Annotated in this window: 21 protein-coding genes; 11 read left to right on the top strand and 10 right to left on the bottom strand. The window is 68.8% G+C overall.

Going from position 1 to position 25,833, the window contains the following annotated elements; translation table 11 throughout:
• Positions 1–19 precede the first annotated feature (19 nt).
• Together sucC and sucD are read left to right on the top strand one after the other, a co-directional pair.
• Positions 20–1,186, top strand: coding sequence for an ADP-forming succinate--CoA ligase subunit beta (gene sucC / locus QLQ86_RS19435; protein WP_282736993.1), 1,167 nt, complete (start codon positions 20–22; stop codon positions 1,184–1,186).
• Complete coding sequence (gene sucD / locus QLQ86_RS19430; protein WP_282736994.1) at positions 1,186–2,058, top strand: succinate--CoA ligase subunit alpha; 873 nt, start codon at positions 1,186–1,188, stop codon at positions 2,056–2,058. Before sucC ends, sucD begins: the two co-directional genes overlap by 1 nt.
• Positions 2,059–2,143: 85 nt before the next feature.
• On the opposite strand, the gene QLQ86_RS19425 is transcribed toward sucD, so the two are convergent.
• Complete coding sequence (locus QLQ86_RS19425; protein ID WP_282818101.1) at positions 2,144–4,012, bottom strand: cellulose binding domain-containing protein; 1,869 nt, start codon at positions 4,010–4,012, stop codon at positions 2,144–2,146.
• A gap of 228 nt (positions 4,013–4,240) precedes the next feature.
• Between QLQ86_RS19425 and QLQ86_RS19420 the strand changes: the two genes are divergently transcribed.
• From QLQ86_RS19420 to QLQ86_RS19400, 5 genes are all read left to right on the top strand, one after another.
• Positions 4,241–5,944 carry a type I secretion system permease/ATPase gene (locus QLQ86_RS19420; protein ID WP_282818100.1) on the top strand — a complete coding sequence of 568 codons (1,704 nt, stop codon included), beginning with the start codon at positions 4,241–4,243 and terminating at the stop codon, positions 5,942–5,944.
• Positions 5,941–7,266, top strand: coding sequence for an HlyD family type I secretion periplasmic adaptor subunit (locus tag QLQ86_RS19415; RefSeq protein ID WP_282818099.1), 1,326 nt, complete (start codon positions 5,941–5,943; stop codon positions 7,264–7,266). Before QLQ86_RS19420 ends, QLQ86_RS19415 begins: the two co-directional genes overlap by 4 nt.
• Positions 7,267–7,547: 281 nt before the next feature.
• The gene (locus QLQ86_RS19410) at positions 7,548–7,964 is read left to right on the top strand and encodes a CopG family transcriptional regulator (protein WP_282736995.1); all 417 of its coding nucleotides are present in this window, start codon (positions 7,548–7,550) and stop codon (positions 7,962–7,964) included.
• A 24-nt stretch (positions 7,965–7,988) separates the two neighbouring features.
• Positions 7,989–9,329 (top strand): extracellular catalytic domain type 1 short-chain-length polyhydroxyalkanoate depolymerase, encoded by a 1,341-nt coding sequence (locus QLQ86_RS19405; protein WP_282818098.1) that lies wholly within the window; start codon positions 7,989–7,991, stop codon positions 9,327–9,329.
• An 81-nt stretch (positions 9,330–9,410) separates the two neighbouring features.
• Positions 9,411–10,280: an urea carboxylase-associated family protein gene (locus QLQ86_RS19400; protein ID WP_282818097.1), complete on the top strand. Its 870-nt coding sequence runs from the start codon at positions 9,411–9,413 to the stop codon at positions 10,278–10,280.
• Positions 10,281–10,378: 98 nt separating this feature from the next.
• Here the strand turns inward: QLQ86_RS19400 and QLQ86_RS19395 are convergent, their stop codons facing one another.
• Positions 10,379–12,319 carry an exoribonuclease II gene (locus QLQ86_RS19395; RefSeq protein WP_282818096.1) on the bottom strand — a complete coding sequence of 647 codons (1,941 nt, stop codon included), beginning with the start codon at positions 12,317–12,319 and terminating at the stop codon, positions 10,379–10,381.
• Positions 12,320–12,554: 235 nt separating this feature from the next.
• Here QLQ86_RS19395 and QLQ86_RS19390 point away from each other — a divergent pair, with 235 nt between their 5' ends.
• A complete protein-coding gene (locus QLQ86_RS19390) occupies positions 12,555–13,355 on the top strand; it encodes a Cof-type HAD-IIB family hydrolase (RefSeq protein ID WP_282736999.1) in 801 nt (266 codons plus the stop codon).
• A 51-nt stretch (positions 13,356–13,406) separates the two neighbouring features.
• On the opposite strand, the gene QLQ86_RS19385 is transcribed toward QLQ86_RS19390, so the two are convergent.
• The 5 genes from QLQ86_RS19385 to QLQ86_RS19365 all read right to left on the bottom strand — a co-directional run bounded on the left by QLQ86_RS19385 (position 13,407) and on the right by QLQ86_RS19365 (position 18,493).
• Positions 13,407–13,847, bottom strand: a complete 441-nt coding sequence (locus tag QLQ86_RS19385; RefSeq protein WP_282737000.1) for a universal stress protein — start codon at positions 13,845–13,847, stop codon at positions 13,407–13,409.
• Between the two features lie 79 nt (positions 13,848–13,926).
• Complete coding sequence (locus QLQ86_RS19380) at positions 13,927–14,997, bottom strand: TIGR01620 family protein (RefSeq protein WP_282737001.1); 1,071 nt, start codon at positions 14,995–14,997, stop codon at positions 13,927–13,929.
• Complete coding sequence (locus tag QLQ86_RS19375) at positions 14,994–16,388, bottom strand: YcjX family GTP-binding protein (protein WP_282737002.1); 1,395 nt, start codon at positions 16,386–16,388, stop codon at positions 14,994–14,996. The genes QLQ86_RS19380 and QLQ86_RS19375 overlap by 4 nt, the downstream gene beginning before the upstream one ends.
• Before the next feature lie 125 nt (positions 16,389–16,513).
• Positions 16,514–18,109: a solute:sodium symporter family transporter gene (locus QLQ86_RS19370; RefSeq protein WP_282818095.1), complete on the bottom strand. Its 1,596-nt coding sequence runs from the start codon at positions 18,107–18,109 to the stop codon at positions 16,514–16,516.
• Positions 18,110–18,274: 165 nt separating this feature from the next.
• Positions 18,275–18,493, bottom strand: a complete 219-nt coding sequence (locus QLQ86_RS19365) for a hypothetical protein (RefSeq protein ID WP_282818094.1) — start codon at positions 18,491–18,493, stop codon at positions 18,275–18,277.
• Between the two features lie 85 nt (positions 18,494–18,578).
• Between QLQ86_RS19365 and QLQ86_RS19360 the strand changes: the two genes are divergently transcribed.
• The gene (locus tag QLQ86_RS19360; RefSeq protein ID WP_282737005.1) at positions 18,579–19,127 is read left to right on the top strand and encodes a DUF924 family protein; all 549 of its coding nucleotides are present in this window, start codon (positions 18,579–18,581) and stop codon (positions 19,125–19,127) included.
• Between the two features lie 67 nt (positions 19,128–19,194).
• Positions 19,195–19,437, top strand: a complete 243-nt coding sequence (locus tag QLQ86_RS19355) for a GlsB/YeaQ/YmgE family stress response membrane protein (protein ID WP_282818093.1) — start codon at positions 19,195–19,197, stop codon at positions 19,435–19,437.
• 71 nt (positions 19,438–19,508) lie between these two features.
• On the opposite strand, the gene QLQ86_RS19350 is transcribed toward QLQ86_RS19355, so the two are convergent.
• The 3 genes from QLQ86_RS19350 to QLQ86_RS19340 form a co-directional block, all read right to left on the bottom strand.
• A complete protein-coding gene (locus QLQ86_RS19350) occupies positions 19,509–20,123 on the bottom strand; it encodes a hypothetical protein (RefSeq protein ID WP_282737007.1) in 615 nt (204 codons plus the stop codon).
• 166 nt (positions 20,124–20,289) lie between these two features.
• Positions 20,290–21,588, bottom strand: coding sequence for a 4-aminobutyrate--2-oxoglutarate transaminase (gene gabT, locus QLQ86_RS19345; RefSeq protein ID WP_282818092.1), 1,299 nt, complete (start codon positions 21,586–21,588; stop codon positions 20,290–20,292).
• A gap of 34 nt (positions 21,589–21,622) precedes the next feature.
• Positions 21,623–23,068, bottom strand: coding sequence for an NAD-dependent succinate-semialdehyde dehydrogenase (locus tag QLQ86_RS19340; protein ID WP_282818091.1), 1,446 nt, complete (start codon positions 23,066–23,068; stop codon positions 21,623–21,625).
• A gap of 206 nt (positions 23,069–23,274) precedes the next feature.
• Here QLQ86_RS19340 and QLQ86_RS19335 point away from each other — a divergent pair, with 206 nt between their 5' ends.
• Entirely contained in the window at positions 23,275–25,740 is a 2,466-nt protein-coding gene (locus QLQ86_RS19335; RefSeq protein WP_282818090.1) for a DUF1266 domain-containing protein, read from the top strand.
• The last annotated feature ends 93 nt before the right edge of the window (positions 25,741–25,833 follow it).

Here is a 25,833-nt window from a genome sequence, read left to right as displayed (position 1 = left end):
CAACCAATGGCATGAATCGATGAACCTTCACGAGTATCAGAGCAAGCAGCTGTTTGCCGACTATGGCCTGCCGGTCTCCAAGGGCTTCGCCGTCGACACCCCCGAGGAGGCTGCGGAAGCCTGCAAGAAGATCGGTGGCGACAAGTGGGTGGTCAAGGCTCAGGTCCACGCCGGTGGCCGCGGCAAGGCCGGTGGCGTCAAGCTGATCAAGAGCCCGGAGGAGGCCCAGGCCTTCGCCGAATCCTGGCTGGGCAAGAACCTGGTGACCTTCCAGACCGACGAGAACGGTCAGCCGGTCACCAAGATCCTGGTCGAGACCTGCACCGACATCGCCAACGAGCTCTACCTGGGCGCGGTGGTCGATCGTGGTACCCGTCGCGTGGTGTTCATGGCCTCCACCGAGGGTGGCGTGGAGATCGAGAAGGTCGCGGAAGAGACTCCCGAGAAGATCCTCAAGGCCGAGATCGACCCGCTGGTCGGCGCCCAGCCGTACCAAGCGCGTGAGCTGGCCTTCGCCCTGGGCCTCTCCGGCAACCAGGTCAAGCAGTTCACCAAGATCTTCCTGGGCCTGTCCAAGCTGTTCCACGACAAGGACCTGGCCCTGCTCGAGATCAACCCGCTAGTGGTGACCGACGAGGGCAACCTCCACTGCCTCGACGCCAAGATCAACCTGGACGGCAACGCCCTGTATCGCCACCCGGACCTGCAGGCGATGCGTGACCCGTCCCAGGAAGACGAGCGCGAGGCCGAGGCGGCCGCCTGGGAGCTGAACTACGTGGCCCTGGAAGGCAACATCGGCTGCATGGTCAACGGCGCCGGCCTGGCCATGGGCACCATGGACATCATCAAGCTCAACGGCGGCCAGCCGGCCAACTTCCTCGACGTGGGCGGCGGTGCCACCAAGGAGCGTGTGGCCGAGGCCTTCAAGCTCATCCTCTCCGACGATTCCGTGAAGGCCGTGCTGGTCAACATCTTCGGCGGCATCGTGCGCTGCGACATGATCGCCGAGGGCATCATCGGCGCCGTCGAGCAGGTCGGTGTCAACGTGCCGGTGGTGGTGCGTCTGGAAGGTAACAACGCCGAGCTGGGTGCCGAGAAGCTGGCGTCCAGCGGTCTGAACATCATCGCTGCTACCAGCCTGACCGATGCGGCTCAGCAGGTCGTCAAGGCAGCGGAGGGCAAGTAATGAGCATCCTGATCGACAAGAGCACCAAGGTCATCTGCCAGGGCTTCACCGGCGGACAGGGGACCTTCCACTCCGAGCAGGCGATCGCCTACGGCACCCAGATGGTCGGCGGCGTGACCCCGGGCAAGGGCGGCCAGGAGCACCTGGGCCTGCCGGTTTTCAACACCGTCAAGGAAGCCGTGGCCGAGACCGGCGCCGAGGCCAGCGTGATCTACGTGCCGGCCCCGTTCTGCAAGGACTCCATCCTCGAGGCGGCCAATGCCGGCATCAAGCTGATCGTCTGCATCACCGAGGGCATCCCGACCCTGGACATGCTCGACGTCAAGGTGAAGTGCGACGAACTGGGCGTGCGCCTGATCGGCCCGAACTGCCCCGGCGTGATCACCCCGGGCGAGTGCAAGATCGGCATCATGCCGGGGCACATCCACAAGCCGGGCAAGGTCGGTATCGTGTCGCGTTCCGGCACCCTGACCTATGAAGCGGTCAAGCAGACCACCGACCACGGCTTCGGCCAGTCCACCTGCGTGGGCATCGGCGGCGACCCGATCCCGGGCTCCAACTTCATCGACATCCTCGAGCAGTTCGAGAAGGATCCGGCGACCGAGGCGATCGTGATGATCGGCGAGATCGGCGGCACCGCCGAGGAAGAGGCAGCGGCCTACATCAAGGCCAACGTCTCCAAGCCGGTGGTCTCCTACATCGCCGGCGTCACCGCGCCCCCCGGCAAGCGCATGGGCCATGCCGGTGCCATCATCGCCGGCGGCAAGGGCACCGCGGACGAGAAGTTCGCCGCCCTGGAAGCCGCAGGCGTGAAGACCGTGCGTTCGCTGGCCGAGATCGGCGATGCGCTGAAGGCAGCGACCGGCTGGTAAGCCGTTCTCCGGCAACCGACGGCAACGCGAGAGGGCACCTCCTTCGGGTGCCCTCTTCGCGTATGTGGCCGCCCGAGGCCGTGGCTCAGCCGGCCACCTCCTCGACCGGGCTGTCGCCGATGCCCAGCAGCTGGACCCGGAGACTGGCCCCGTTCGCCTCGGCCTGGAGGGTATCCGGGAGGGACTGGTCGTCGCCGTAGGCCTTGAAGGCGAAGCGCCAGGCCTCGCCGGGCTCGAGGGTGCCGGGATCATCGTCGCGCACGCGATAGCCGCCATCGGAGCTCTCGACGCGACCGTTCCACACCGTGTCGATCTGCGCGGGCAGGTCAAAGCGCACCCGAGGATCGACGATCTCCTCGTCGGAGAGGTTTTCGACGAAGAGCTCCGCCACATAGCCCGAGGACCAGCTGCTGGTCGTGTTGCCCGTGACCAGCAGCTCGGTATCTTCATCGATCACCCCCGGCAGCAGGTTACCACCCTCCAGCACGGCATCCGGCTCGGGGCGTTCGAGCGGCTCGCCGCGGAAGGCGTTGCCCGAGGCCAGGTGCAGGGTGGTGCCGTCCCCGAACACGGCAAACTCCATGTCGACCAGGGTGTCATGGCTGCCCCGGCCGAGGATGAGGGTCTCCTCCTCGCCCATGAACACCTGGTGATCGCCGTAGTCCTCGGTATAGCGGGCGGTATCTACCCCCGCGCCGCCATCCAGGAGGTCGGTGCCGTCGTACCAGTCGTTGCCGGGGCCGCCCTGAAGGATGTCATTGCCGGCACCGCCGGTGAGGCTGTCGTGACCCGAACCGCCATTCAGGTAGACGCCGTCGTCGGACCCCTCGATCTCATCCGAGCGGCGGGAGCCGATCAGGTAGTCGAAGATCACCTCGTTGGCCTCGGCGTCGGTGATGGCGCCGAAGCTCTCGCCTCCCTGGTTGATCCACAGCGAGGGGGAGAGGTCGTCCGTCTCGGGGTCGCGGATCGACTGCTCGACTCGCACGCGATTGTCGTGATCCTGGCCGCCATGGAAGTTGATATCGCGATCGGTGAAGGCCACCTCGATGTCGTTTCCCACCGAGGAGCGCCAGGAGGCGAAGGTCAGGCCGTGACGCATGCCGGAATCCATGAGACCGGTGAAGGTGCCGTCATAGCTCTCGTGGAGTTCCACGGCATAGCCGTTGCCGCCGCTGCCCTTGTTGAAGGCGCCATGGGCCCCGAGCTCCTCGACCACGGGGTCCAGGGTCTTGGAGAAGCGAAAGGCGGTGGAGGGGCCATCGCGGACCTCGAGGTCGGCCAGGTGCGTGCCCACGGTGCCCTCCAGCAGCACGGCATTATAGCCGCTCAGCGCATTCAGGGTGTTCTCGAAGGTGCCCGGATCGGGCTCGCCCAGCTCGAAGGCGACGCTGAAGCCTTCCAGCCTGACGTCGTCGACGCTGTCCAGGCGGGCCAACCGCGTCTCGCCCCCCTCGAAGGCGAAGTGCACCCCGCGATCCAGCACGATGTCGTTGCCCTCCACGGCCTCGACCCGGGCCATGCTGGTGCGCAGCTCGGCATACTCCACCCGGCGCCAGGAGGTGTCACCGATGGCATCGAAGAAGTCATCGTCGTTGTCCTGCCAGAGCCTCACGGTGTCTCCGGCGGCCAGCCCATGGTCGCGATCCAGCGAGAGGCGCCGGTCTCCCTCGTCGACGCCGCTCTCGAGCCGGCCCTGGAAGCGCGTGCGGAAGCCGTCCAGGTGGATGGCATGGTCATCGTTTCGCTCCAGGGCGCGGTCGCTGAAGGTCAGGGTGGTGTCGCCGGCCCCGGCCCCCACCAGGGCGATATCCGAGCGCTCGACCCGCAGCGTATCGTCGAGGGCATGGTTGCCGGCGGCGAGTCTCAGGGTCGTGCCCGGCTCGGCATCGCGGATCAAGTCGTTGATCTCATCGGCCGACGTTCCGGTATCGATGTCGCGGGAGGTGGCCATGATAAAGCTCCTTGTTGTCGCGGCTTAGAGACGGTTTTACCTGGAATGCCTTAGTGCCCTTCAGGAATATCCCTTTCCTATCAGTTTATTGTGTCTCTATTTAGGTACAATTCATGTAATTCAATGTGTGCTTTAAGCCAGGATGAATGTGGCGTATCGTCTCCCATCAATCTAGAAATGCTAGTGTCGAAAACCAATGATTCATCGTCAATTAATGCGTCGAAAATCATGAAGGAGATGCTGCAGCCGTCCCTGCCATCAGTGCTGCGTGCCTGTCGCCCATCCCTGCTGTGGGTGGGGGGATTCAGCCTGGTGATCAACCTGATGATGCTGACCCCGGCGCTCTACATGCTGCAGGTCTACGATCGCGTCATCACCACGGGCAGCCGCGAGACGCTGCTGCTGCTGACCCTGGTGGTGCTCTTCCTCTTCACGGTGATGGGCCTGCTGGAAGGGGTGCGGGCCCGGGTGCTGGTCCGGGTGGGCAATCGCCTCGAGACCCGCCTGGACGAGGGGCTCCACCGGACCATGGTGGCGCGCGCCCTGCGCCAGGCCACGCCTACCGCCTGGCCGCTCGATGACCTGTCTGCCCTGCGACAGGCGCTGGCCGGCGGTGGCCTCGTCGCGCTGTTCGATGCCTTCTGGGTACCGCTCTACCTGGCGTTGCTGTTCCTGTTCCACCCCTGGCTCGGCACCTTCGCCCTGCTGTCGGGGGCCGTGTTGCTGCTCCTGCTGCTGCTTGCTGAACGGCTCACCCGCGGCCTGCTCCAGGCGGCCGGCGACGAGCAGGCCCGCGCAAGGGGCAGGGCGGAGACCAACCTGCGCCATGCCCAGGTGCTGCAGGGCATGGGGATGGGCCCCGCCCTCGGCCGTCGCTGGCAGGGCGACCAGCGCCGCTGGCTGGCGACGCAGTCACGTGCCAGCGACCGCGCCGGGATCCTTTCCGGCCTGACCCGGGTGCTGCGGCTGCTCTTCCAGTCCCTGATCCTGGGCCTCGGGGCCCTGCTGGTGCTCGAGGAGGAGATCACGCCGGGCATGATGATCGCGGCCTCCATCCTGATGGGGCGTGCCCTGGCCCCGCTGGACCAGATGGCGTCCCACTGGCGCGACCTGGTGGGCGCACGGACGGCCTACCGTCGCCTCCAGAGGCTGCTGACCGGTAGTGAGCCGGAAGATGAGCGGATGGCCTTGCCGAGACCGGCCGGCCGCCTGGTGGCGGAGGCCGTCACGGCCGGTCCGCCGGGTAGCCGGGAGCCGGTCGTGCAAGGCGTGAGCCTCTCCATCGCGTCGGGCGAGCAGCTCGGGGTGATCGGGCCCAGCGCGTCGGGCAAGTCGACGCTGATGCGCGTCCTGCTCGGCATCTGGCCCGCCCAGGTGGGGACCGTGCGCCTGGATGGCGCCGACATCGCCCGCTGGGACCGGGAGGCGCTCGGTCCCCACGTCGGCTACCTGCCCCAGGACATCGAACTCTTCGATGGCACCGTCGCCGAGAACATTGCCCGGTTCGGGGAGGTCAGGTCCGAGCGGGTGATCGCGGCGGCCCGGCGTGCCGGGTTACACGAGACGATCCTGCGTCTGTCCGATGGCTACGATACCCGGCTCTCGACCGCGGGGAACCCGCTCTCCTCCGGCCAGCGCCAGCGTCTTGGCCTGGCCCGGGCACTGCATGGTGACCCGGTGCTGGTGGTACTCGACGAGCCCAATGCCAACCTGGACCTGGAGGGCGAGCGGGCCCTGTCCCGGAGCCTGCAGCTGCTGCGGGAGGAGGGCGTCAGCCTGGTGGTGATCAGTCACCGCACGCGGGTGCTCCGACAGGTGGATACGCTGCTGGTGCTGGAAGGCGGTCGCGTCGCCCTCCACGGTCCCAGGGATCGGGTACTGGCGCATCTCGCCGGTCAGCGCGAGGGGACGTCAGGGGCTGGCGCGCCATGAGTCAGGATCTCGACGGTACTGGCGTGTCGTCTCCCCCCGTCGATGACCGCTGGGCGCGCCGCTTCGGCCTGCTCGTGCTGCTGGTCTGCTTGGGCGGTGTCGGTGGCTGGGCGGTGACGGCCGACCTGGCGGTGGCGGTCATCGCCCCCGGCCAACTGGTGGCAGCCTCCTCCAACAAGGCCGTGAAGCATCCCACCGGCGGAGTCGTCGCCCGGGTCACCGCCGCGGAAGGCGACGGTGTGGCGCAGGGCGAACCGCTGGTGGTGCTGGAGACCACCCTGCTCGAACGGCGGCTGGAGATCGCCCGCACCCACCTTCGCCTGGCCCTGGCAGCAGAGGCGCGGCTGGCGGCCGAGCGGGAAGGCGAGGCGCGCCCGACCTTTCCGCCGGCACTCGGCGAGGCCGAGGACCCGAAGGCCCGCCGGGCCAAGGAGGTGCAGCTCGGGCTCTTCCATGTTCGACGCCTCGCCCAGGTGAAGGAGCGAAAGGCCCTTGCGCAGCAGAACGACCGGCTGCGGGAGCGTGTCGCGGGGCTCGCGACCCAGGCGGACATCGGCGAGCGCAGCCTCGACAACCTGCGTGAGGAGGTGGAGGCCCTGGGCTCGCTCTACCGGGACGGGCTGGGTGACCGGCAGCGGCTCAACGAGCTGGAGCGGGCACTGCTGGAGCAGCAGGGGCGCGTCGAGGGCTACCGCCTGGAGCGGATCCGCCTCGCCTCACGCATCGCGGAGAATGTCCGGCTCACGGAGAGACGCCGCGAGGCCTTCCGGGAGGAAGTCGGCGAGGCCCTCCATGCGGCGCGCCGGCGGGTCGCCGATGTCGAGGAGCGACTGGCCCGTCTCCAGGAGCAACGGCGGAGAGCGGTGATCACGGCCCCGGTCTCCGGGAGTGTGGTCGGCCTCGCGGTGCATGCCGCGGGTGCGGTCATCGAACCGGGGGCCACCCTGATGGAACTGGTGCCCGACACGGATCCCCTGGTGGTCGAGGCGCGGGTCGCCGACCACGATATCGACCGTGTGGCGGTAGGGCAGCCTGCCGAGATCCGGTTCACGGCCTACAATCGACGTCGTACCCGTAGCATCGACGGGCGGGTCGTGCGGCTCTCCGCCGACAGCGTGAGGGACGAGGGCTCGGGACGGCGCTTCTACCGGGCCCGGGTCCGGATCGACGAAGAGGAAGAGACCGGGGAGAGCCTGGAGGCAATGCCGCTGCGGGCCGGGATGCCGGCCGAGGTGAGGCTGCAGGCCGGAGAGCGTACCCTGGCCGGCTACCTGATCAGACCGCTGGAAGACACGCTCTCGCGGGCCATGCGGGCCGACTAGGCACCCCTGAACGCAAAAGCAAGCGACCGGCCGGCAAGCGGGTAAATACGTGGCGCCGCCTTCGGGCATGGCGTCCTTGAAGGGCACCCGCTGGGTGTCCTTGTTGTTTGAGGTGCTTGACGGCCTATCACTCGGTGGGTCGTCTTCGTCTGCCCACGTCTTGACTATTGCCCCGGTTGGCCTACTATACCATCCATATGGATGGTATATGGAATCCATAAAGATGGTTGTTGACTACCAGGAGGGGGAGTCTCCCCTCCTGGGCCAACGAGGTACACCACATGAGCGTCCATGAGCTTCGCCGCAAGTCCGGCGATTCCAGTGAGAAGATCACCATCAACCTGGGGGTCGTCGACCTGGGGCAGATCGATCTGCTGGTCCAGGAAGGGTTCTATTCCAATCGCACCGACCTGATCCGCACGGCCATCCGCAACCAGCTGGCGACCCATGCCGAGGTGGTCAGGGAGACCGTGACCCGCAAGGCCTTCGTGCTGGGGCTCGAGCATTACAGTCGCACGGACCTGGAGGCCCTCCAGTCGGCAGGAGAGACGTTGCAGATACAGGTCCTGGGCATGGCCAGCATCGCCGACGACGTACCACCGGAGCTTGCTCGCGCCACCATCGAGTCGGTGGTCGTGCTGGGCGCCCTGCATGCCAGCGCGGCGGTCAAGGCCGCCCTGGCGGATCGGATCCACTGAATCATTGAATTGGGGAGAGCGACGATGATCGACGCCACCATGACGCGACGAATGGAAGACGCAACACGGCTCACCCGCGCCGGGAAGCTGCACGAGGCCATGGCCATCCTGCAGGGCGCCGTGCCCGGGGGGAGAGGAGTGGCGAGGGGCGAGCCAACGCCGGAAGAACCGAACCGCGCGGGCAATACCTTCGAGGGGACCTGCCAGGTCATCGACGGGGAGGCGCCGGCGTCGAGGTCAGCGTCCGCTGAGTCGGGGTCGCACCGAAGAGGGGAGCCGTCAGCGGGAGCGGCGCAATCCACGGCATTTGACCATGCTCGTCAGGCGACCAGGGGGATTTTCCCGGGCGGTGATGTCGGGCTGCCCTCTGCCTGGCGCGACAAGTGGCGCCACTTGCGTGAGACCGTGGTGCAGCAGCCGGAGCAGGCTCGACGCACCAGCGCGCCAGCGGCGCCCGGCACGTTCACCGCCGGTGGCTTTGCCAATCAGGCCGGCACGCGCGAGTACAAGCTGTATCTCCCCAGTGGCTATCACGGGCAGGCACTGCCGCTGGTGGTCATGCTGCATGGCTGTACGCAGGATCCGGACGACTTCGCTGCAGGGACCTCCATGAATCGGCTGGCCGAAGAGCAGCCGTGTTGCGTGCTCTATCCGGCCCAGCCGATGACCGCCAACAGTTCGAAGTGCTGGAACTGGTTCAAGGCCGACGACCAGCAGCGCGAGGGCGGTGAGCCAGCCATCCTTGCCGGCATGACCCGTCAGGTCATCGACATGCACGGGCTCGATGCGAGCCGGGTCTACGTCGCGGGACTCTCGGCGGGTGCGGCCATGGCAACGACACTTGCGATGACTTATCCGGATCTCTTTGCGGCGGTGGGCGTGCACTCCGGTCTGCCCCATGGCGTTGCCCAGAGTCTTCCCGATGCCCTGGGGGCGATGCAGGGGGGCACGAGGCCCCTCGGGGGTGGCGGCACAGCGCGAGCCTCAGGGTGGGCGTCGGAGGTGCCTGCCATCATCTTTCATGGCGACCGGGACACGACCGTGCATCCCAGCAATGCGGATCGCGTTGCCGCCCAGTACGCCGCCACGCGCAGGGAGGACAAGACGGCAAGCCACCGTGAGGGCAACGCCAGGGTAACGGTGGAGCAGGGGCAGGTGGCCGAAGGCCATGCCTATACCCGTACGACGCATCACGATGCGAAGGGTGAGCCACGCCTGGAGCAGTGGCAGGTACACGGCGCGGGTCACGCCTGGTCGGGGGGGAGCGCGCATGGAAGTTATACCGATCCCAGCGGGCCCGATGCCGCGAAGGAGATGCTGCGCTTCTTCTTTTGCCATCGGCGGGACGAGCGCAGCATGAGCTGAGGCGTCATCTGGCAGTCGTGAGCCCCTTGACACCATTCACTAGCTGTCGGGTATCGCTCGACTAGCCAAGGAGACAGGGTAATGGCAAAGGTGCCCGCCGCCTATCGCGCCACGCAAGGCTCCATTCTCGACGTGGACCGCGACTTCTATGCCCGGCTGACGGCGCCAGCGGCGAGAGCGAGCGTCAATCAGTGGGTCGTGCCGATCCGCGAGGGACTGGCCTGGGAGGTGCCGGCCGGCCATGTGCTGCGTCTCTCGACGCTGGAGGGGCCGCAGGTGGGAGATCTCAACCTATGGCATCGCCATAACCCGCGGGAGCGCTTCTGGGCCTCACGCACTCGCCAGCTGCAGCGGGCCCATGTGTCGACGTTCGATCGCCTGTGGTCGTCGCTACCCTATCTGCGGCCCATGGCGACCATCATCGACGATACCCTGGCGGGCTACGGCATGGACGTCGACGGTGGACGCGTCCATGACCTGCTGGGGACGCGCTGCGACCCCTACGTCAACAAGCTGCTGACCGGCGAGGACTTCGACCATCACTGTCATTCCAATCTGGTGCGTGCGGTGGCTCCCTTCGGGCTCACCGAGTTCGACGTGCATGACGTGCTGAATGTCTTCCAGTGCACCGGACTCAATGACGATGACCAGTACTTCATGAAGGCCTGTCCGGCCCGCGAGGGCGATTATATCGAGCTGTTCGCCGAGGTCGACCTGCTGTGCGCGCTGTCGTGCTGCCCGGGCGGGGACCTGTCGGTCGACCTGTGGGGCCCCGACGCCCGCGATCCTCTGGCAACCTGCCATCCCATCGGCGTCGAGGTCTTTCGGCTGGCGCCGTCACTGCTGGCGGGCTGGGAGCCGCCGGCGTATGCGCCTTACCGGGGCGGGCACGGCATGCGCACCCCGGCCATCGACTGGACGGCGGAGAAGCAGCGTCGTTACAGCAGCTGAGAAGGCATAGGCGTTCAACACGGCTCAGGCCATGAGGTTACCCTTGGAGCGTGGAGCCTTCGACACCAGGCAGGTGTCGAAGGCGTGACGGCAGAGGCTCAGTCGGCCGGACGACCCACCAGCGAGCGGGTCTCCTCGCGGGCCTCGGTCAGCACCACGCGGATGACGTCGCCGAGCTTGAAGCGCTCCTCGCCCTCGATCTGGACGCGTCCCTCCTTGTCGTCGATCGCCACCTTGGTGCGGTCGCTGTGCATCAGCGGGGCCGGGATGAAGGCGGTGGCGCCATTGGCGGTCAGGCGCACCCGCATGCCGCCGCGGTTGACGGCGATGACCTCGGCCTCGAAGCTCTCCTGGGCCTCGGCGGCCGGGGTCAGGTAGCGCACATAGAGCCAGTCCTTGACGTCGCGCTCGGCCATGCGGTTCAGCCGGCGGCGCTCGGTGAGCTGCTCGGTGAGCTGCTGGCTGGCCTCGGCCGGGGCCTGCTCGCCCTTGAGGACTCGCTTGATCAGGCGGTGGTTGACCATGTCGCCGTACTTGCGGATCGGCGAGGTCCAGGTGGCATAGGCGGCCAGCCCCAGGCCGAAGTGCGGGCCGGGCTGGGCGGACATGCTGGTGAAGCCCTGGAAGCGGCGCAGGCGGGCATCCAGCCAGGCGTCGTCGCGGCCCTCGAGCTCGCGCTTGAGCTCGGTGTAGCGGGGCAGCTCGGTGAGCTGCTCGCGCTCCACCTGGATGTCCTGGCTGGCCAGGAACTCCTGGGCGGCCTCGGCCTTCTCCGGCTCGAAGGCGCGGTGGACGTTGAAGATGCCGTGGCCGACGTGCTCGGCGAGCAGGTGCGCGCAGCAGGCGTTGGCGGCGATCATCGACTCCTCGATCATGCGGTTGGCGATGCGCCGATGCTCGGTGCGGATGTCCAGCACGTTGCCGGCCTCGTCCAGGTCGAAGACGAAGTCGGGCCGGTCCTTGAACACCAGGGCGTGGGCCGCCCGCCAGGCGCTGCGCGCCTCGGTCATGGCTTCGAGTGCCTTGAGCTGTTCGCCGATCGCATCAACCGGCGCCCAGTCGCCCTGACCCTCGAGCCAGTCGGAGACCCGGTCGTAGGCGAGCTTGGCATGGGAGCGCGCGGTGGCGGCGAAGAAGCGATAGTCGCCGAGGCTGCCGTCGGCGCCGACCTCCAGGGTGCAGGCCAGTACCGGGCGATCCTTGTCCTCCCACAGCGAGCAGAGGTCGTCGGCCAGCTGCTCGGGCAGCATGGTGACGTTCTGGCCCGGCAGGTAGACGGTGAAGGCGCGGGTGCGGGCCTCCAGGTCGGCGGCATGCCCCTCCTCCACGTAGGCGGTGGGGTCGGCGATGGCCACCGTCAGCGACCAGCCGCCCTCCTCGCGGGAGCGGATGCGCAGGGCGTCATCCATGTCTCGGGTCTTCTCGCCGTCGATGGTGAAGAAGGGCTCGGCGGTCAGGTCCTCGCGCTCGAGGCCTTCGTCGCGCAGCGGCCAGTCATGGCCGGCGTCCGGGCACTCCTGCTCGAGGGCATGGCGGGCCAGGGTCACGCGCCACGGCACGGCCGGGTCGTCGGTCTTGGCCACCAGCTCGTCGATCTGGGTGAAGAAGGCGCGATCGTCGGGCTTGAGGGGGTGGCGCACCAGGCGGGCCACCACCCAGTCGCCGTCGGCGATGCTCGCCTCGTCGAGGCTTCGCTTGATGCGGGCCTTGAGGGCGGTCTTGATCGAGGGGTGATCGGGAATCACCGCCAGTCGACCGTCGCGCTTCTGCACCCTGGCGATGAAGCGCTGCATGCCGGTCTCGATCAGGGTGTCGGGCTCGACCGAGGTCTTGTCACCCTCCTCGTGGAGGATGGCCTCGACGCGGTCACCATGCAGCACCAGCTTCATGGCGGGGGGCGGCACGAAGTAGGAGTTGCCGTCGTCGGTCTCGAGGAAACCGAAGCCCCTGTCGGTGGCCTTGATCACGCCCTCGACGCGAGGGGTGTTGGAGCGGATCTGTTGCTTGAGCTGGGCAAGCGCCGAGTTGTTCTGCAGCATGGTCACGATCGGTTGGCGGGTAGGGGGGTCACTATACGGATTCGCGACCGTGGCGCCAAACGGCGTGCCGGGGCACCAAACGGAATCAGTCACTTGCGATGGCGCCCCGGCCAAAGGCGAGGGGGTGGCGCCCGGTGAACGCTTCCCGGGGCCAGGAGCGGCCGGCGCGAGCCAAGGAAGACAGGGCGGGGCGCCTTCGGTAGCCTTGAAGGCTTCACGACATGCGGAAGGCCCCATGACCCCACGACTGATCGTCTCCGACCTCGACGGCACCCTGCTCGGAGCCGACCATGACCTGCACCCGACGACCGTCGACACCCTGCGGGCACTGGCGGGGCAGGGCCACCATCTGGCATTTGCCTCGGGCCGACACTTCCGGGACATGCAGCGCTTCCGCGAGCGTCTGGGTGTGCCGGTGCACGTGATCAGCACCAACGGCGCCTATCTCCACGACACCGAAGGCCGCCTGGTCACCGCCCGCCACCTGGAGGCCTCACTGGCCCGGGCGCTGATCGCCCTGCCGCGTCCTCCCGAGGTGCGCCTCAACCTCTACCACGAGCACGAGTGGCTGATCGATGCCGAGGCGCCTGGCCTGCTGGCGCTGCATGCCCACACCGGCTTCGGCTACCGGGTCGCCGACCCCGGTGAGCTCGACGGCGAGGGGGTCGGCAAGGTGCTCTATATCGGCGAGCCGGACGAGGTCAGGCGGCTGGAAGCGACGATCCGCGCTCGCCATGGCGCGCGGCTTCACCTGACCTGGTCGATGGCCACGTCCCTGGAGATCATGGCCGAGGGGGTGAACAAGGGTACCGCCCTCGCCGCACTGCTCGAGCGCCTGGGGCTCGGCCCCGAGGCGTGCCTGGCCTTCGGCGACAACCTCAACGATACCGAGATGCTCACCCTGGCCGGCGAGGCCCACCTCATGGCCAATGCCCATCCCGACCTGGCCAGCCGGCTTCCCGGGGCCGAGCGCATCGGCCATCACGATGACCAGGCCGTGGCCACTTGGCTGCGCGAGCGCTTCTACCTCTCATGAACGCATAACGGCGCCCGCGGGCGCCGTCGATGGCTTGTTCGTCGCCTGGGGTCAGTGGACCGTGATCACGGTGCAGTCGGCGGCGTGGCTGACCTTGTGGGAGACACTGCCGACCACCAGCCCCTTGAGGTCGCTCAGGCCCCGGCTGCCCATGACGATGGCATCCACGCCCCGGCGGCGGGCCTCGCTGATGATGGTGCGGGCCGGGTCGCCCTGGCCGATGACCGTCTCGATGTCGGTGGCGCCGAGCTCACGGGCCGCCTCGGCGGCCCGGTCCACGACCTGCTTGCCGGCCGCCTCGCGTTCCTGCCGCGAGGCCTCGACGGCGATGGCGCCGATGCCCCACACCAGTGTGGTCTCGTGGGCGAGTTCCTCGGGAATGTGCAGCAGGTGCAGGGCGGCGCCTTCCTGCCGGGCGAGTTGGCAGGCCACGGACAGCGCCTTCTTGGCGTGCTCGGAGCCGTCGATGGGAACCAGGATGGAGTGGAACATGGTGGCATCCTTCAGGGGTGATGGTAGGGGTACCTACCGAGGAGCCTAGCTCCCCGCTTGCGCGGTGTCATGATCCGCATCAAGGATGGCGCGCCTTCGCCTTTTCCTCGCCGGCCTCCAGGCGGCGCAGCTGCTGCCAGAGGTCGCGGCGCAGGTCGGCCATGCGGGGGGCCTCCTCCGCGGCGAAGTCCAGCGGCCGGGCCAGGCGCTGGGTGCGCAGCCCCAGCCGTGCCCCCAGCAGTCCGACGCCGAGGCCCTGGGCGGCACGCGTCGAGAGCTTGCCGGCCAGGTCCATGGACAGCATCTGCATGCTCGCCTCGCTGGCGATCTCGCTGACCCCGGCGAAGGCCATCTGGTAGAGCACGCTGCGCAGCAGCCGCAGGCGTGCCGCATAGCCCAGTTCCAGCCCGTAGAGGCGGCACAGGCGGTCGATCATCGCCAGGTGGCGCCAGGCGACCAGCGCCATGTCGACCAGGGTCAGGGGGCTCACCGCCACCATCACCGCCGTCTCGCCGGACATCCGCGAGATCAGTCGGCGGGCCTCCCGGTCGCGGGGGGCGAGCAGGTGATGGGTGAGCAGTGCCCGGGTGTCGCGCCCGTCATGGTGGGGCTCGCGGGCGGCCAGGAAGGCCTGCCAGTGGGGGTGGTCGTCGTCCAGGCCGAGGTCGCGGCGCAGCTGGTCCCCCAGCGACTGCGCCCGGGCCGGGGTGGCCTCGGGCAGGGCGGCGAGGCGCTCGCGCAGCCGGGCGTGGCGGGCCAGGCGGCGCAGGCGCCACAGCTCGCGCAGCAGGGCCGAGCCGCCGAGCCCCAGGGCCAGCAGCAGCAGCAGGCTCCAGCCGCCGGCCAGCCAGTCGCCGCCGAGGCTGGCGGCCTGCAGGGTCCGGCCGGCCTCCACCGCGCCCAGGCTCAGGCTGCCGCCGAGCAGCGCGAGCAGCCCCCACCGCCGCCTGCGCGGGCGCATCAGGGCATCCCCCAGCGCCTGTTCGCCGGGGGCCGCATCGGCCTGGGGGTCGGCCAGGGGCTGGCTCGGCAGCCCGGCCTCGAAGTGCCGCCCGGGCCGGGGATCTCGGGCGTCGGCCTCCGGGGGCGGCGCGTCATCGAAGGTGAAGCGCTCGCCCGGGCGTGGGTCCTGTTCGCGGGAAGGGGTCATGACAGCTTGTCTCCGATCAGCCAGTCCAGGGCGGCATCCATGCGGATGTGCGGCAGCGGCGCCCCCTTCTCGCGGGGCAGGGGGCGGAAGGCCGTGAAGTCGAAGCCCTGGCGAGCCCAGAAGTCCGCCCCCGGCAGCCGGTCGGGGACCTCGCCGGGAAACAGCAGCAGCGACTCGCCGGCCAGGGTGGTGCCGCGCAGGGCCGGGGTGCGTCGCCCCTGCTGGTTCACCTCGCGGCTCTGGGTGGCGCGGATCGCCGCCAGGGACAGGGCCCGGACCGGCACGTCGGCGAAACGCAGGTCCTTCAGCGGGTCGGCGAGCAGGGCCTCGAGCAGGGCGACCAGCCGGCCGTGCTGCTCGGGGGTGACATGGTCGGCCTTGGTGGCGGCAATGGCCAGGCGGTCGATGCGCGGGGCGAACAGCCGCGTCAGCAGGCTGCGCCGGCCGTAGTCGAAGCTCTGCATCAGGTTGGACAGGGCGCGGGAGAGGTCCTCAAAGCGCTCCGGCCCGGCGTTGAGGGCCCCGAGCACGTCAACCAGCACGATCTGGCGGTCGAAGCGACGGAAGTGCTCGCGATAGAAGGGCTTGACGATGTGCTGCTGGTAGTGGCGAAAGCGCCGGGCGAGGGTGGCGTAGAGGCTCTCGGCCGGCAGGGCGGCGAGTTCGGCGGGGTCGGCCTCGGCGATGCCCGGCAGGGGGAAGAACTGCAGCACCGGCGCCCCCTCGAGCTCCCCGGGCAGCAGGAAGCGTCCCGGCTGCAGGTCGGCGAAGCCGGCCTCCCGCGCGGCCCGCAGTCCCTGCGCATACAGCTCGGCGATCTCGGCCAGGCGCGCCTCGTCGACCTCCTCGTCGGGGTTAAGGCCGGCCACGGCCCGATGCCAGTCGGCGAACAGGGCGGCGCGCTCGCTGCCGACGTCCTGTCGCTGGGCCTGGCTCCAGCTCGGGTAGTCGTGCGCCAGCAGCGGCAGGTCGAGCAGCCACTCGCCGGGGTAGTCGAACAGATCCAGGGTCAGCTGGCGTGTCTCGCCGCCCAGCAGGCCGCGCCGGGCCGGCCGGTAGCGGATCGCCAGGCGTAGCTCGCTGATGCCGCGGGTCGGCTCGGGCCAGCGCGGTGGCTGGTCGTCCAGGGCCAGCATCGCCTGGTCATAGGGGAAGCGCGGCACGCCGAGGTCCTGCTGCTGCACTCGCCGGGCGCCGAGCAGGCGCCCCTCGCGGGCGACCGGGAGCAGGTCGAGTCGCGCCTCGAGGCCGGCATGGCGCAGCTGGTTGACCAGCGAGGTGAGAAAGGCCGTCTTGCCCGAGCGCGACAGGCCGGTCACCGCCAGGCGCAGCTGGCGGTCGCGGCCGCGCTCGAGCAGGTCATGGAGTTCACGGGTCAGCGGGGTGCGCATGGGGCATCCTTGCAGGGTCGTATGCTGACCTAATGTGCGGGTCGGGCGTCCGCCTGACAAGGCGTGAGGTCATGAAGCGACGCTGCCCCGCACGGGGCGGGGCAGCGTCGGGTAGCCCTGGCGCGTCAGCCGGCGAAGGCCACGTAGATGGCGATCACCAGGACCACCAGCACGATGCCGGCGGGGATGGCGCCCCGCCAGGGGGTCAGGTCGACGGCGCCGCTGTCCTCGTGGACCCAGGGGGTCTCGCGTGGCATCAGCCGGCCGATCAGCAGCATCACCGCCACCAGCAGCACGAAGACGCTGGCCACGAAGTGGAACTCGTGCATCACCACCGGCAGCCTGTCGAAGGGCGGGATGAAGTAGCCGGCGAAGATCAGCAGACAGCCGCCCACTAGGGCCACCTTGGCCGCCAGGGCCGGCACGCGACGGGTCAGCAGGCCCACCAGCACCACGGCCAGGATGGGGATGAAGTAGATGGCGTTCATCTTCTGCAGGTAGCCGAACAGGCTATCCTGTCCGGCCAGCAGCGGGGCGATGGTCATGGCGGCGACGGCCATGATCCAGCCGAAGACCTTGCTCGAGCGCACCACCTGCGCCTCGCTGGCGTCCTTGTTGAGGACCACCTTGTAGAAGCCGAGGCTGAACAGGGTGGTGGTGCTGTTGAGCGCCGAGTTGAACGACGACAGGATGGCGCCGACCATCACCGCGGCGAAGAAGCCGGTGAGCGGCGCGGGCAGCACGTTGAACACCAGGTGGCCGTAGGCCTCGTCGGCGACGATGCCCTGGTCGGCATAGAGGTGGTAGGCGATGATGCCGGGCAGCACTAGGTAGAGGGGGCCGAGCAGCTTGAAGAAGCCGGTCAGCAGCACGCCCTTCTGGCCCTCGGCGAGGGTCTTGGCGGCGAAGGTCCGCTGGATGATCTGCTGGTTGGTGGTCCAGTAGAAGAGGTTGATCAGGAAGACCCCGGTGAACAGGGTCGCGAAGGGCACCTGCTGCTCGCTGCTCCCGATGGAGTTGAGCTTTTGGGGATCACTCTCCTTGAGGATCGCCCAGCCCTCTAGGACGCCGCCGTCGCCGCTCACCGCCTGCAGGCCGAAGTAGACGATCACGAAGCCGCCGATCAGCAGGCCCACGCCGTTGAGGGTGTCGGAGACGGCGACGGTGCGCAGGCCGCCGAACAGGGCATAGACGGAACCGATCAGCCCCACCAGCCAGACCGTCAGCCACAGCAGCACGGTGGGCGACTCGATGCCGGTGAGCCCCTGCAGGTCGAGCATGCCCTGCAGGCCCATGGCGCCGGAGTAGAGGATGATCGGCAGCAGGATCACCGCATAGGCGATCAGGAAGATGATGTTGGTGATCAGCTGGGTGGTCTTGTCGAAGCGCAGCTCCAGCAGCTGGGGCAGGGTGGCGATGCCGCTCCTCAGGAAGCGCGGCAGGAAGAACAGCGCCAGCGCCACCAGGGCGATGACCGCCACCACCTCCCAGGCCATCACGGAGAGACCGTCGCTGAAGGCCGCACCATTGAGGCCCACCATCTGCTCGGTGGAGAGGTTGGTCATCAGCAACGAGCCGGCGATCAGCGGAAAGGTCAGGCTGCGTCCGGCCAGGAAGAAGCCGCTCGAGGTCGTGTGGTCGTCGCGGCGCGTGATGCGCCAGGTGATGAAGGCGACCAGGCCCGTGAAGAACAGGAAGGACGCCAGGGTCAGGGCATGCATGTCGGAAACATCCTTGTGAGTCGTGAATTCGGCCGCATCCCCGATGGCAGCGGCAAGAATGTAGGTAAACTTACTAGATTGATGGGCGAGTCTAGTCCCGTGACTCGGCACCGCCATTCACCTTTCGTCTAATTGTCCGACATTGAAGGGGTGATGTCATTCCGCCTAGCGGGGCGGCACGGCACCCACCGGCACGGGTTCGACCAGGCCGAAGAGCTGCACCAGCACGGGGGCCGCGGCGATCACGAACCCCAGCACCGCCAGGCTGCGACCGAGCAGGCGGCGGTCCGGGCGGCGGGCCAGGGTCAGGCCGCCGATGCAGACCAGCAGGCCCAGGATGTTGAAGACGTAACCCAGCATCTGTAGCAGGTCGTAAGTGGTCATGGGGCTCCCTTCGGTGGTGGGCAGGGGGTGGGACGGCTAACCTGTGATGGTATCAGCTCCACCCCGGGGCGATGAGGAGGCCAGCATGGAAGAGCGTCGCCCCGAGGCGGTGATCGATTTCTGGTTCAGGGAACTCGCGCCCGCCCAGTGGTTCCGCAAGGACCCGGCCCTGGATGCCGAGATCGCACGGCGCTTCGGTGACTGGCTCTCGGCCGCGGGGCGGGGCGAGTTTTGGCAGTGGCGGACATCCGCCCGCGGCCGCCTTGCCGAGGTGATCGTGCTCGACCAGTTTCCGCGCAATATCCATCGGGGATCGACGCATGCCTTCGCCTGGGATCCAGTGGCCCTGGTGCTGGCCCAGGAGGCGGTTGCCCAGCGGGCGGATCGGCTGCTGGACGTGCCCTGGCGGGCCTTCCTGTTCATGCCCTACATGCACAGCGAGTCGCTGGCGATCCATGACGAGGCGATGCGCCTGTTCGCCCAGCCGGGGCTGGAAGAGAACCTGCGCCACGAGCACCGCCACCGCGAAGTGATCGCGCGCTTCGGCCGCTATCCCCATCGCAATGCCGTACTCGGGCGGGACTCTACCCGCGAGGAGCAGGCCTTTCTCGCCCAGCCCGGTTCCGCGTTCTGAGGCTTTTCTCTCGGCGCCGGGCAAGGCACCATCGAAATCCCTTCATCAAGGAAAAGGAGCGTATGCCATGGGAATCATTGCCTGGTTGATCATCGGTGGCCTGGCCGGCTGGATCGCCGGCCATATCATGCGAGGCGGCGGCTTCGGCCTCCTCGGCAATATCGGGGTCGGCGTGGTGGGGGCCGTCATCGGTGGTGGCCTGTTCAGCCTGCTGGGCCTGCAAGCCGGTGGCTTCATCGGCTCGCTGGTCACCGCTATCGTCGGGGCCGTGGTGCTGCTTTGGATAATCGCCAAGGTCAAGAAGGCCTGAGACAGCCGGCCTGACCCGACGCGCGAGATGGCCGCCCGGTTGGTGACAATCGGGCGGTTTCGCGTGGGCCGTCAGCCGGCGGGGGTGGGCAGGATGCGCCGATAGCGATCCAGGCAGCGGTCCAGCCAGACGCCGTTCGGCGTGCCCTCGGGGGGCGAGGCGGGCACCTTGAGGGTCAGCAGGAAGAGGCCATGGCGCTCGGCATCGCCGTCGGGCAGGTGCCGGCCGAGCTGCCGGGCGAGGTCGGGCGGCAGGGCACCCGGGCGCCGCCAGGCGAGCCGCAGGGCCTGATGGTCGATCAGGTACTGGAAGCGCGCTGCGTCCTTGAGCACCGCCATGCCGCCCTGCACCAGCCCCTGGGAGAGGCTCTCCAGCTTGCGATAGCCCGGGGCTCCGGCGGCCCGACAGGCGTGGGCTCCCTCCACGAAGCAGCGCTCCCGTTCATCGGGGTCCTCGGGCCAGCGTCCCCCGCGACGCCGCGCGGGGGTGGCCACGAAGGGCAGCACCACCGACACGGCGGGGGTGCCGTCGGCCAGGGAGGTCTGCCGGGCGCCGACCATCCCGTGGCCCAGCTGTCGCCGGAGCCAGCGGTAGTCACAAGCCTGCTGGATGCGGGCCTGGGCATCGGTGACCGTGTGATGAGCGCCCTGCAATGAGCGCAACAGGGAGAGCGTGCGAAGGATCATGGTGCCATACCGATATGCGAGCGGGAGAGCGAGGGGCCGGGATAGAGACGCTGCGACCATAGCAGGGAATCGCCTCCATGGCGTCAACGGCCCGGGGCCACCAACGCGAACCGCCCGGCTGTCTCCAGCCGGGCGGTAGCGGGTGCCGTCTTCCGGTCGAACCCTGTCAGGCGGTGGCGGCGCTCTTGCTGCCGACCAGCTCCTTCAGGGCCTCCTCGACGATGGCGAGCCCTTCCTCGAGGATCTCATCCTCGATGGTGACCGGCATCAGGAAGCGGATGGTGTTGCCGTACAGGCCGCAGGAGAGCAGGATCAGCCCCTTCTCGCGGGCCTTCTTGCACAGCGCGCCGGCCAGGTCGGCGTCCGGGGTGTGGTTGGCCTTGTCGGAGACGAGGTCGATGGCCGCCATGGCGCCCATGTTGCGACCGTTGTCGATGCAGTCGAACGCCTGCTGCCACTGGGTGAAGCGCTTGGCCAGCTTGTCGCCGAGCGCCTGGCTCTTCTCGAGGATGTTCTCCTGCTCGAAGACCTCGAGCACAGCCAGGGTGGCGGCGCAGGAGACCGGGCTGCCGGTGTAGGTGCCGCCCAGGGAGTTGGCGCCGGAGGCGTCCATGTGCTTGTCGGTGCCGACCACCGCGGAGATCGGCATGCCGTCGGCCATGCTCTTGGCCATGGTGATGATGTCGGGCTCGACGCCGCTGTGCTCGATGGCGAACATCTTGCCGGTGCGCCCGAAGCCGGACTGCACCTCGTCGACGATCATCAGCATGCCGTGCTCGTCACAGATCTCGCGGATCGCCTTGAGGAAGCTCGCCGGCGCCGGATAGAAGCCGCCCTCGCCGAGCACCGGCTCCAGCACGATGGCCGCGGTATCGCGCGGGTTGGCATCGGTCTTGAGCGCCATCTTCAGGCCGCGCAGGGCCTCGTCCTCGCTGACCCCGTGGTAGGGCACGGGGTAGGGGGCACGGAAGACGTTGCCCGGCATGGAGCCGAAGTCGGTGGCGTAGGGCGCGACCTTGCCGTTCATGGCCATGGTCATGAAGGTACGACCGTGGTAGCCGCCGTCGAAGCAGATCACGTTGTTCTTGCCGGTAGCGGCACGGGCGACCTTGACGGCGTTCTCCAGCGCCTCGGCCCCGGAGTTGGCCAGCATCACCTTGGCGTGGCCGCGGACCGGGGTGACCTGGCTGAGCTTTTCGGCCACCTTCACGTAGCCCTCGTAGGGCATCACGGTCTGGCAGGTGTGCATTACCTTGTCGAGCTGGTCCTTGACCGCCTGGACCACCTTGGGATGGCGGTGGCCGATGTTGAGCACGCCGATGCCGCCGGCGAAGTCGATGATGCGATTGCCGTCGGCGTCCCACACCAGGGCGTTCTCGGCGCGGTCGGCAAACTGGGTGGCCGGGCTCGCGGCGCCGTTGGCCACGTAGCGCTGCTTGAGTTCGTTGAGCTGTGCGTTGTTCATGGATCCTGCCTCCTTGGTAAGACGTTGCGGGCGATCACAGGCCGCCGACACAGACGTATTTTAGTTCAGTGTACTCATCCAGGCCGTGGCGCGACCCTTCGCGTCCCAGCCCTGACTCCTTGACCCCACCGAAGGGCGCCAGCTCGGTGGAGAGAATGCCTTCGTTGACTGCCACCATGCCATATTCCAGCCCTTCCATGACATGCCAGATACGACGATAGTCGCGGGCATAGAAGTAGGCGGCGAGGCCGAACTCGGTGGCATTGGCCATGGCGATGGCCTCTTCCTCGGTCTCGAAGCGAAACACCGGCGCCAGGGGCCCGAAGGTCTCCTCGGTGGCCACCTTCATCTCGGGGGTCACGTCGGCGATGATCGTGGGCTGGAAGAAGGTACCGCCCAGCGCGTGGGGCTCGCCGCCGCAGACCAGCCGCCCGCCCTTGTCCAGGGCGTCGCGCACGTGGCTCTGCACCTTCTCCACGGCGGCGGCGTTGATCAGCGGGCCCTGCACCACGCCCTCGTCGAGGCCGTTGCCGACCTCGAGCCGGGCCACTCGGGCGGCCAGCTTCTCCAGGAAGGCCTCGTAGACCCCCGCCTGGACCAGCAGGCGGTTGGTGCAGACGCAGGTCTGCCCGGAGTTGCGGTACTTGGAGGCCACCGCCCCCTCGACGGCGGCATCCAGGTCGGCGTCGTCGAAGACGATGAAGGGGGCGTTGCCCCCCAGCTCCATGGAGGCCTTCTTGACGGTGCCGGCGCACTGGGCCAGCAGCCGCTTGCCCACGGGGGTGGAGCCGGTGAAGGAGATCTTGCGCACCCGCGGATCGGTGGTCAGCACCTCGCCGATCTCGGCCGGCCGTGAGGCGGTGACGACGTTGATCACTCCGGCCGGGATGCCGACCTCCTCGGCGAGCTTCACCAGGGCCAGGGCGGTGAGCGGGGTGGCCTCGGCGGGCTTGATCACCACCGGGCAGCCGGCGGCCAGGGCCGGGGCGCACTTGCGGGTGATCATCGCCAGCGGGAAGTTCCAGGGGGTGATCGCCGCCACCACGCCGATCGGTTCACGGAACACCAGGATGCGCTTGTCCACGCCGTGGCTCGGCAGGGTTTCGCCGGCGACGCGCTTGGCCTCCTCGGCGTAGTACTCCACGAAGGAGGCACCATAGGCCACCTCGCCGCGGGCCTCGGCCAGCGGCTTGCCCTGTTCCAGGGTCATCAGCCGCGCCAGGGCTTCCTGGTTGGCCATGATGGCGTCGAACCAGGCGCGCAATAGGGTGGCGCGCTCCTTGGCGGTGCGCCGCTTCCAGGCCGGCCAGGCGTCTGCCGCGGCGGTCACGGCCTCGCGGGCCACCTCGGCGTCGAGGTCCGGGACCTCGGCCAGGGTCTCGCCGGTGGCGGGGTTGGTCACGGCGAAGCGGCGTGCGCCTTCGCGCCACTGGCCGGCCACATAGGCCTTGTCGATCAGCAGCTGGGGTTCCGCGGACATGGGGACTCCTCGTCGGGGTTGATCATCTTGTTGGACGAGTGTGCATTATTTAAAACAAGTCGCCAAGCCCCGGCACCGCCCGTTTTTCACGGCCGGTGGCCACTCGGCCATCGGCGCCGGCAACGCTTTCCGCTACACTATGGCGCCGACTCGCCGCGGTTCGCGGCGCGGCACGTTTCTGTTCCGGATTTATCGCGAGGTGAGCCTTGGTCGATCCCTTGAATGCCTGGTGGGCCCAGCAGCTGGTGCTGTGTGACTGGGCCTTCACGCCCGATCCCCTGACGGCGGAGGCCGAGGCGGCCGTCGAGCGGCTGGCAGCCCTCGGGGTGGTCGACCGCGGTGAGCTGGGCTGGTGCCTGCTGGAGTCCCTGGGCACCGGCGGTGCCGGCGTCGACCCGGCCAGGCTCCTGGCCGGCCTGGAGGTCACTGCCCTGGGCGGCGCCGCGGGCTGGCTCGGCGAGGCGCGCGCGCGGGCCTGGGCCCAGCGGCTGGCCGAGGAGGTCAGCGCCCATCACTCGAGCCTCGATGCCTGGCTGCAGGGGCTGCTGCATGCCCGCAGCGCCGAGGGCTGGGTGCGAGGCGATGACGGCTTTTTCGAGGCCTGCGAGGCCCTCTCGGCCCTGGAGCACGACGGGGCTGGCGTGACCTGGGACATGCTGCAGGAGTGGCTGGCCACCCATGCCACACCGCCCGCGCTCTGGCCGACGGCCCCCGAAGATCAGGTCTGGCGGCTGCGCGCCGCCTTCTCGCCGGTCGTCGAGCTGCCCGCCGGACCCCACGACTGGCAGGGGCTGTCGGTCTGGCTGGAGGAGGCCTGGCAGATCCGCAGCCGCGAGGACCTGGTGCGCAGCCTGCTGTGGCTGGCCTCCCAGGGCGACCGTCAGGCCTGGGACCTGGATGCTGGACGACTGCTCGAGGCTGACGCCGAGGTGCGCCGGCAGTGGCGGGAGACGCTGGCGGGGGGCGAGCGCGACTACGGTCGGGTGCTGCTGGGTTTCCTCGACCAGGGGGAACCGCTGGAGTGGGCCGCGTGGGACTGGCTGCGGCTGATCGACCTGGCCTGGGCCGGCGCCTGCCTGGGCTGGCTCGAAACGCGAGAGGCCCGCGACTTCGCCGTCCACGGCGCCGACCTGGCGCTGCGGCGCTATAGCGACTGGGCGGCCTTGGCACGGGCCTACCAGCGAGGGCGCAGCCTATTCGAGGGGCGCAACCTGCTGCCCGCCCTCCAGGCGGACTGGGCGCTGCTGCTGCACTCGCCGGTGAGTCCCTGGCGCCCGGCCCTGCAGGGGCTGGTGACGGAGGAGCTCATCGAGGCTTCGCGCGTCGCCCTGCGGGCCTGGCGTGGCGATGCCCGCCACTGGACGCTGGCGCTGGCCGCGGTGCGCGAGCCCGAGTTCGCCGCCCGCCAGGGGCCAGTGCCCGAGCTGCCGGTCGCGCGACGCGAGGAGGCGCGCCGCTACCTGGTCGAGACCCTCGACCTGCATGCCGACGAGGGCGTCGAGGCGCTCTCCCGCTACTGGCTGCCGGCCCAGGCCCACCATCTCAACCAGCTGGCGGCCGATGCCGCCCATGGCGCCCTGCCGCCGGCCGAGACGCCCTTCGGCCACCCGGTCCCGGACGAGCTGGCGAGCCGCGATGCCCTCAGGCAGGCGAGCCGTCACGCCGCCACCATCCACATGGCCGAGAAGTTCGCCTTTCATCTGCAGATGGCCATGGACAGCGGGGACTTCGACGCGACTCGCCTGGCCCGCCTGGCCGAGGCCCTGCAGGGCTCGCTGTGCCGCTTCTACCCCGACGCCCGTCGCCTCCTTCAGGCCTGGGCCCACTGGGAGAGCCTGTTGCCCGAGCCCGAACAGCCCCCGATGGTCGCCGAGATCCGCTGGCATCTGGAGGACCCCGGGAGCCTCTTCCACTGGCTCGACTGGCGCGCCGGGGCCTGGCTCGAGCCCGGGCCGCGACCGACGCTTGTCCACTTCACCGCCATGGCGCTGGTCGGGCCACTCAACAGCCCGGCCTGGAGCCTGCCGCAGCCGGAGAGCGAGCGCGAGTGCGCGGCCATCCGCGACTGGGTCGATGGGCATTATGCCCTTCACGGGGAGGCGGAGCTGGACGAGTTCCTCGAGTACCTGATCGAGGTCGGCGATCGCCAAGAGTACCAGATCAACTACGCCCCCTACACGCTCAACCACGGTCGGCTGGCCTCCGAGATCGCCACTCTCGAGAGCGGGGAGTGCAGCGAGGAGGAGGGGGCTCACCTGCTCCGCCTGCAGCGGGTCAGGGACAACGAGGACGGCTGCAACGAGGTCGACCTGGCGGCCTGGGACATCGCCCAGGCCGTGGACCTGGCCATTGCCGGCCGTCAGCTGGGGTGGCTCGGCGAGGGGGCGTTCCAGGGCCTGCTCGAGCGTGCCCATGGGCTGGCCGGCGAGCACTACGCGGGCTGGGAGGAGTATGCCCGCGGGCTGCACGCCGGCTTCTCGTTCTTCATGGGCGAGACCCCGGAGCGCGAGAGCTTCCTGGCAGGCTTCCGCCAGGCGCTGGTGGCCTGGCTCTCGGGGGCGCCGCCGCTGTCGGGGGCCTGGGCCAGCCTCGACTTTCCCGGGGCACGGCCGCGCCACTGGGCGCCGCTGCATATCGATACGCTGCCGGGCGACAGCCGTACCCTCCACTAACCGCTCGCCTTGATAATAAAGTATGGTTTATAGTCACCGAGATTGATGACATGGCTCCTCCTGTCGGGAGCCTTTGCCAGGCAGCGAGCCGCC

The organism is Halomonas rhizosphaerae (assembly GCF_030012485.1).
Classification (GTDB): domain Bacteria; phylum Pseudomonadota; class Gammaproteobacteria; order Pseudomonadales; family Halomonadaceae; genus Halomonas; species Halomonas rhizosphaerae.
This window is presented reverse-complemented; position numbering and strand designations above follow the sequence as displayed.

What these genes read in the sequence shown, in the direction of transcription:
- sucC (WP_282736993.1), top strand. Translation starts at nt 20, where the DNA reads ATGAACCTTCACGAGTATCAGAGCAAGCAGCTGTTTGCCGACTATGGC.
- sucD (WP_282736994.1), top strand. Translation starts at nt 1,186, where the DNA reads ATGAGCATCCTGATCGACAAGAGCACCAAGGTCATCTGCCAGGGCTTC.
- QLQ86_RS19425 (WP_282818101.1), bottom strand. Translation starts at nt 4,012, where the DNA reads ATGGCCACCTCCCGCGACATCGATACCGGAACGTCGGCCGATGAGATC.
- QLQ86_RS19420 (WP_282818100.1), top strand. Translation starts at nt 4,241, where the DNA reads ATGAAGGAGATGCTGCAGCCGTCCCTGCCATCAGTGCTGCGTGCCTGT.
- QLQ86_RS19415 (WP_282818099.1), top strand. Translation starts at nt 5,941, where the DNA reads ATGAGTCAGGATCTCGACGGTACTGGCGTGTCGTCTCCCCCCGTCGAT.
- QLQ86_RS19410 (WP_282736995.1), top strand. Translation starts at nt 7,548, where the DNA reads ATGAGCGTCCATGAGCTTCGCCGCAAGTCCGGCGATTCCAGTGAGAAG.
- QLQ86_RS19405 (WP_282818098.1), top strand. Translation starts at nt 7,989, where the DNA reads ATGATCGACGCCACCATGACGCGACGAATGGAAGACGCAACACGGCTC.
- QLQ86_RS19400 (WP_282818097.1), top strand. Translation starts at nt 9,411, where the DNA reads ATGGCAAAGGTGCCCGCCGCCTATCGCGCCACGCAAGGCTCCATTCTC.
- QLQ86_RS19395 (WP_282818096.1), bottom strand. Translation starts at nt 12,319, where the DNA reads ATGCTGCAGAACAACTCGGCGCTTGCCCAGCTCAAGCAACAGATCCGC.
- QLQ86_RS19390 (WP_282736999.1), top strand. Translation starts at nt 12,555, where the DNA reads ATGACCCCACGACTGATCGTCTCCGACCTCGACGGCACCCTGCTCGGA.
- QLQ86_RS19385 (WP_282737000.1), bottom strand. Translation starts at nt 13,847, where the DNA reads ATGTTCCACTCCATCCTGGTTCCCATCGACGGCTCCGAGCACGCCAAG.
- QLQ86_RS19380 (WP_282737001.1), bottom strand. Translation starts at nt 14,997, where the DNA reads ATGACCCCTTCCCGCGAACAGGACCCACGCCCGGGCGAGCGCTTCACC.
- QLQ86_RS19375 (WP_282737002.1), bottom strand. Translation starts at nt 16,388, where the DNA reads ATGCGCACCCCGCTGACCCGTGAACTCCATGACCTGCTCGAGCGCGGC.
- QLQ86_RS19370 (WP_282818095.1), bottom strand. Translation starts at nt 18,109, where the DNA reads ATGCATGCCCTGACCCTGGCGTCCTTCCTGTTCTTCACGGGCCTGGTC.
- QLQ86_RS19365 (WP_282818094.1), bottom strand. Translation starts at nt 18,493, where the DNA reads ATGACCACTTACGACCTGCTACAGATGCTGGGTTACGTCTTCAACATC.
- QLQ86_RS19360 (WP_282737005.1), top strand. Translation starts at nt 18,579, where the DNA reads ATGGAAGAGCGTCGCCCCGAGGCGGTGATCGATTTCTGGTTCAGGGAA.
- QLQ86_RS19355 (WP_282818093.1), top strand. Translation starts at nt 19,195, where the DNA reads ATGGGAATCATTGCCTGGTTGATCATCGGTGGCCTGGCCGGCTGGATC.
- QLQ86_RS19350 (WP_282737007.1), bottom strand. Translation starts at nt 20,123, where the DNA reads ATGATCCTTCGCACGCTCTCCCTGTTGCGCTCATTGCAGGGCGCTCAT.
- gabT (WP_282818092.1), bottom strand. Translation starts at nt 21,588, where the DNA reads ATGAACAACGCACAGCTCAACGAACTCAAGCAGCGCTACGTGGCCAAC.
- QLQ86_RS19340 (WP_282818091.1), bottom strand. Translation starts at nt 23,068, where the DNA reads ATGTCCGCGGAACCCCAGCTGCTGATCGACAAGGCCTATGTGGCCGGC.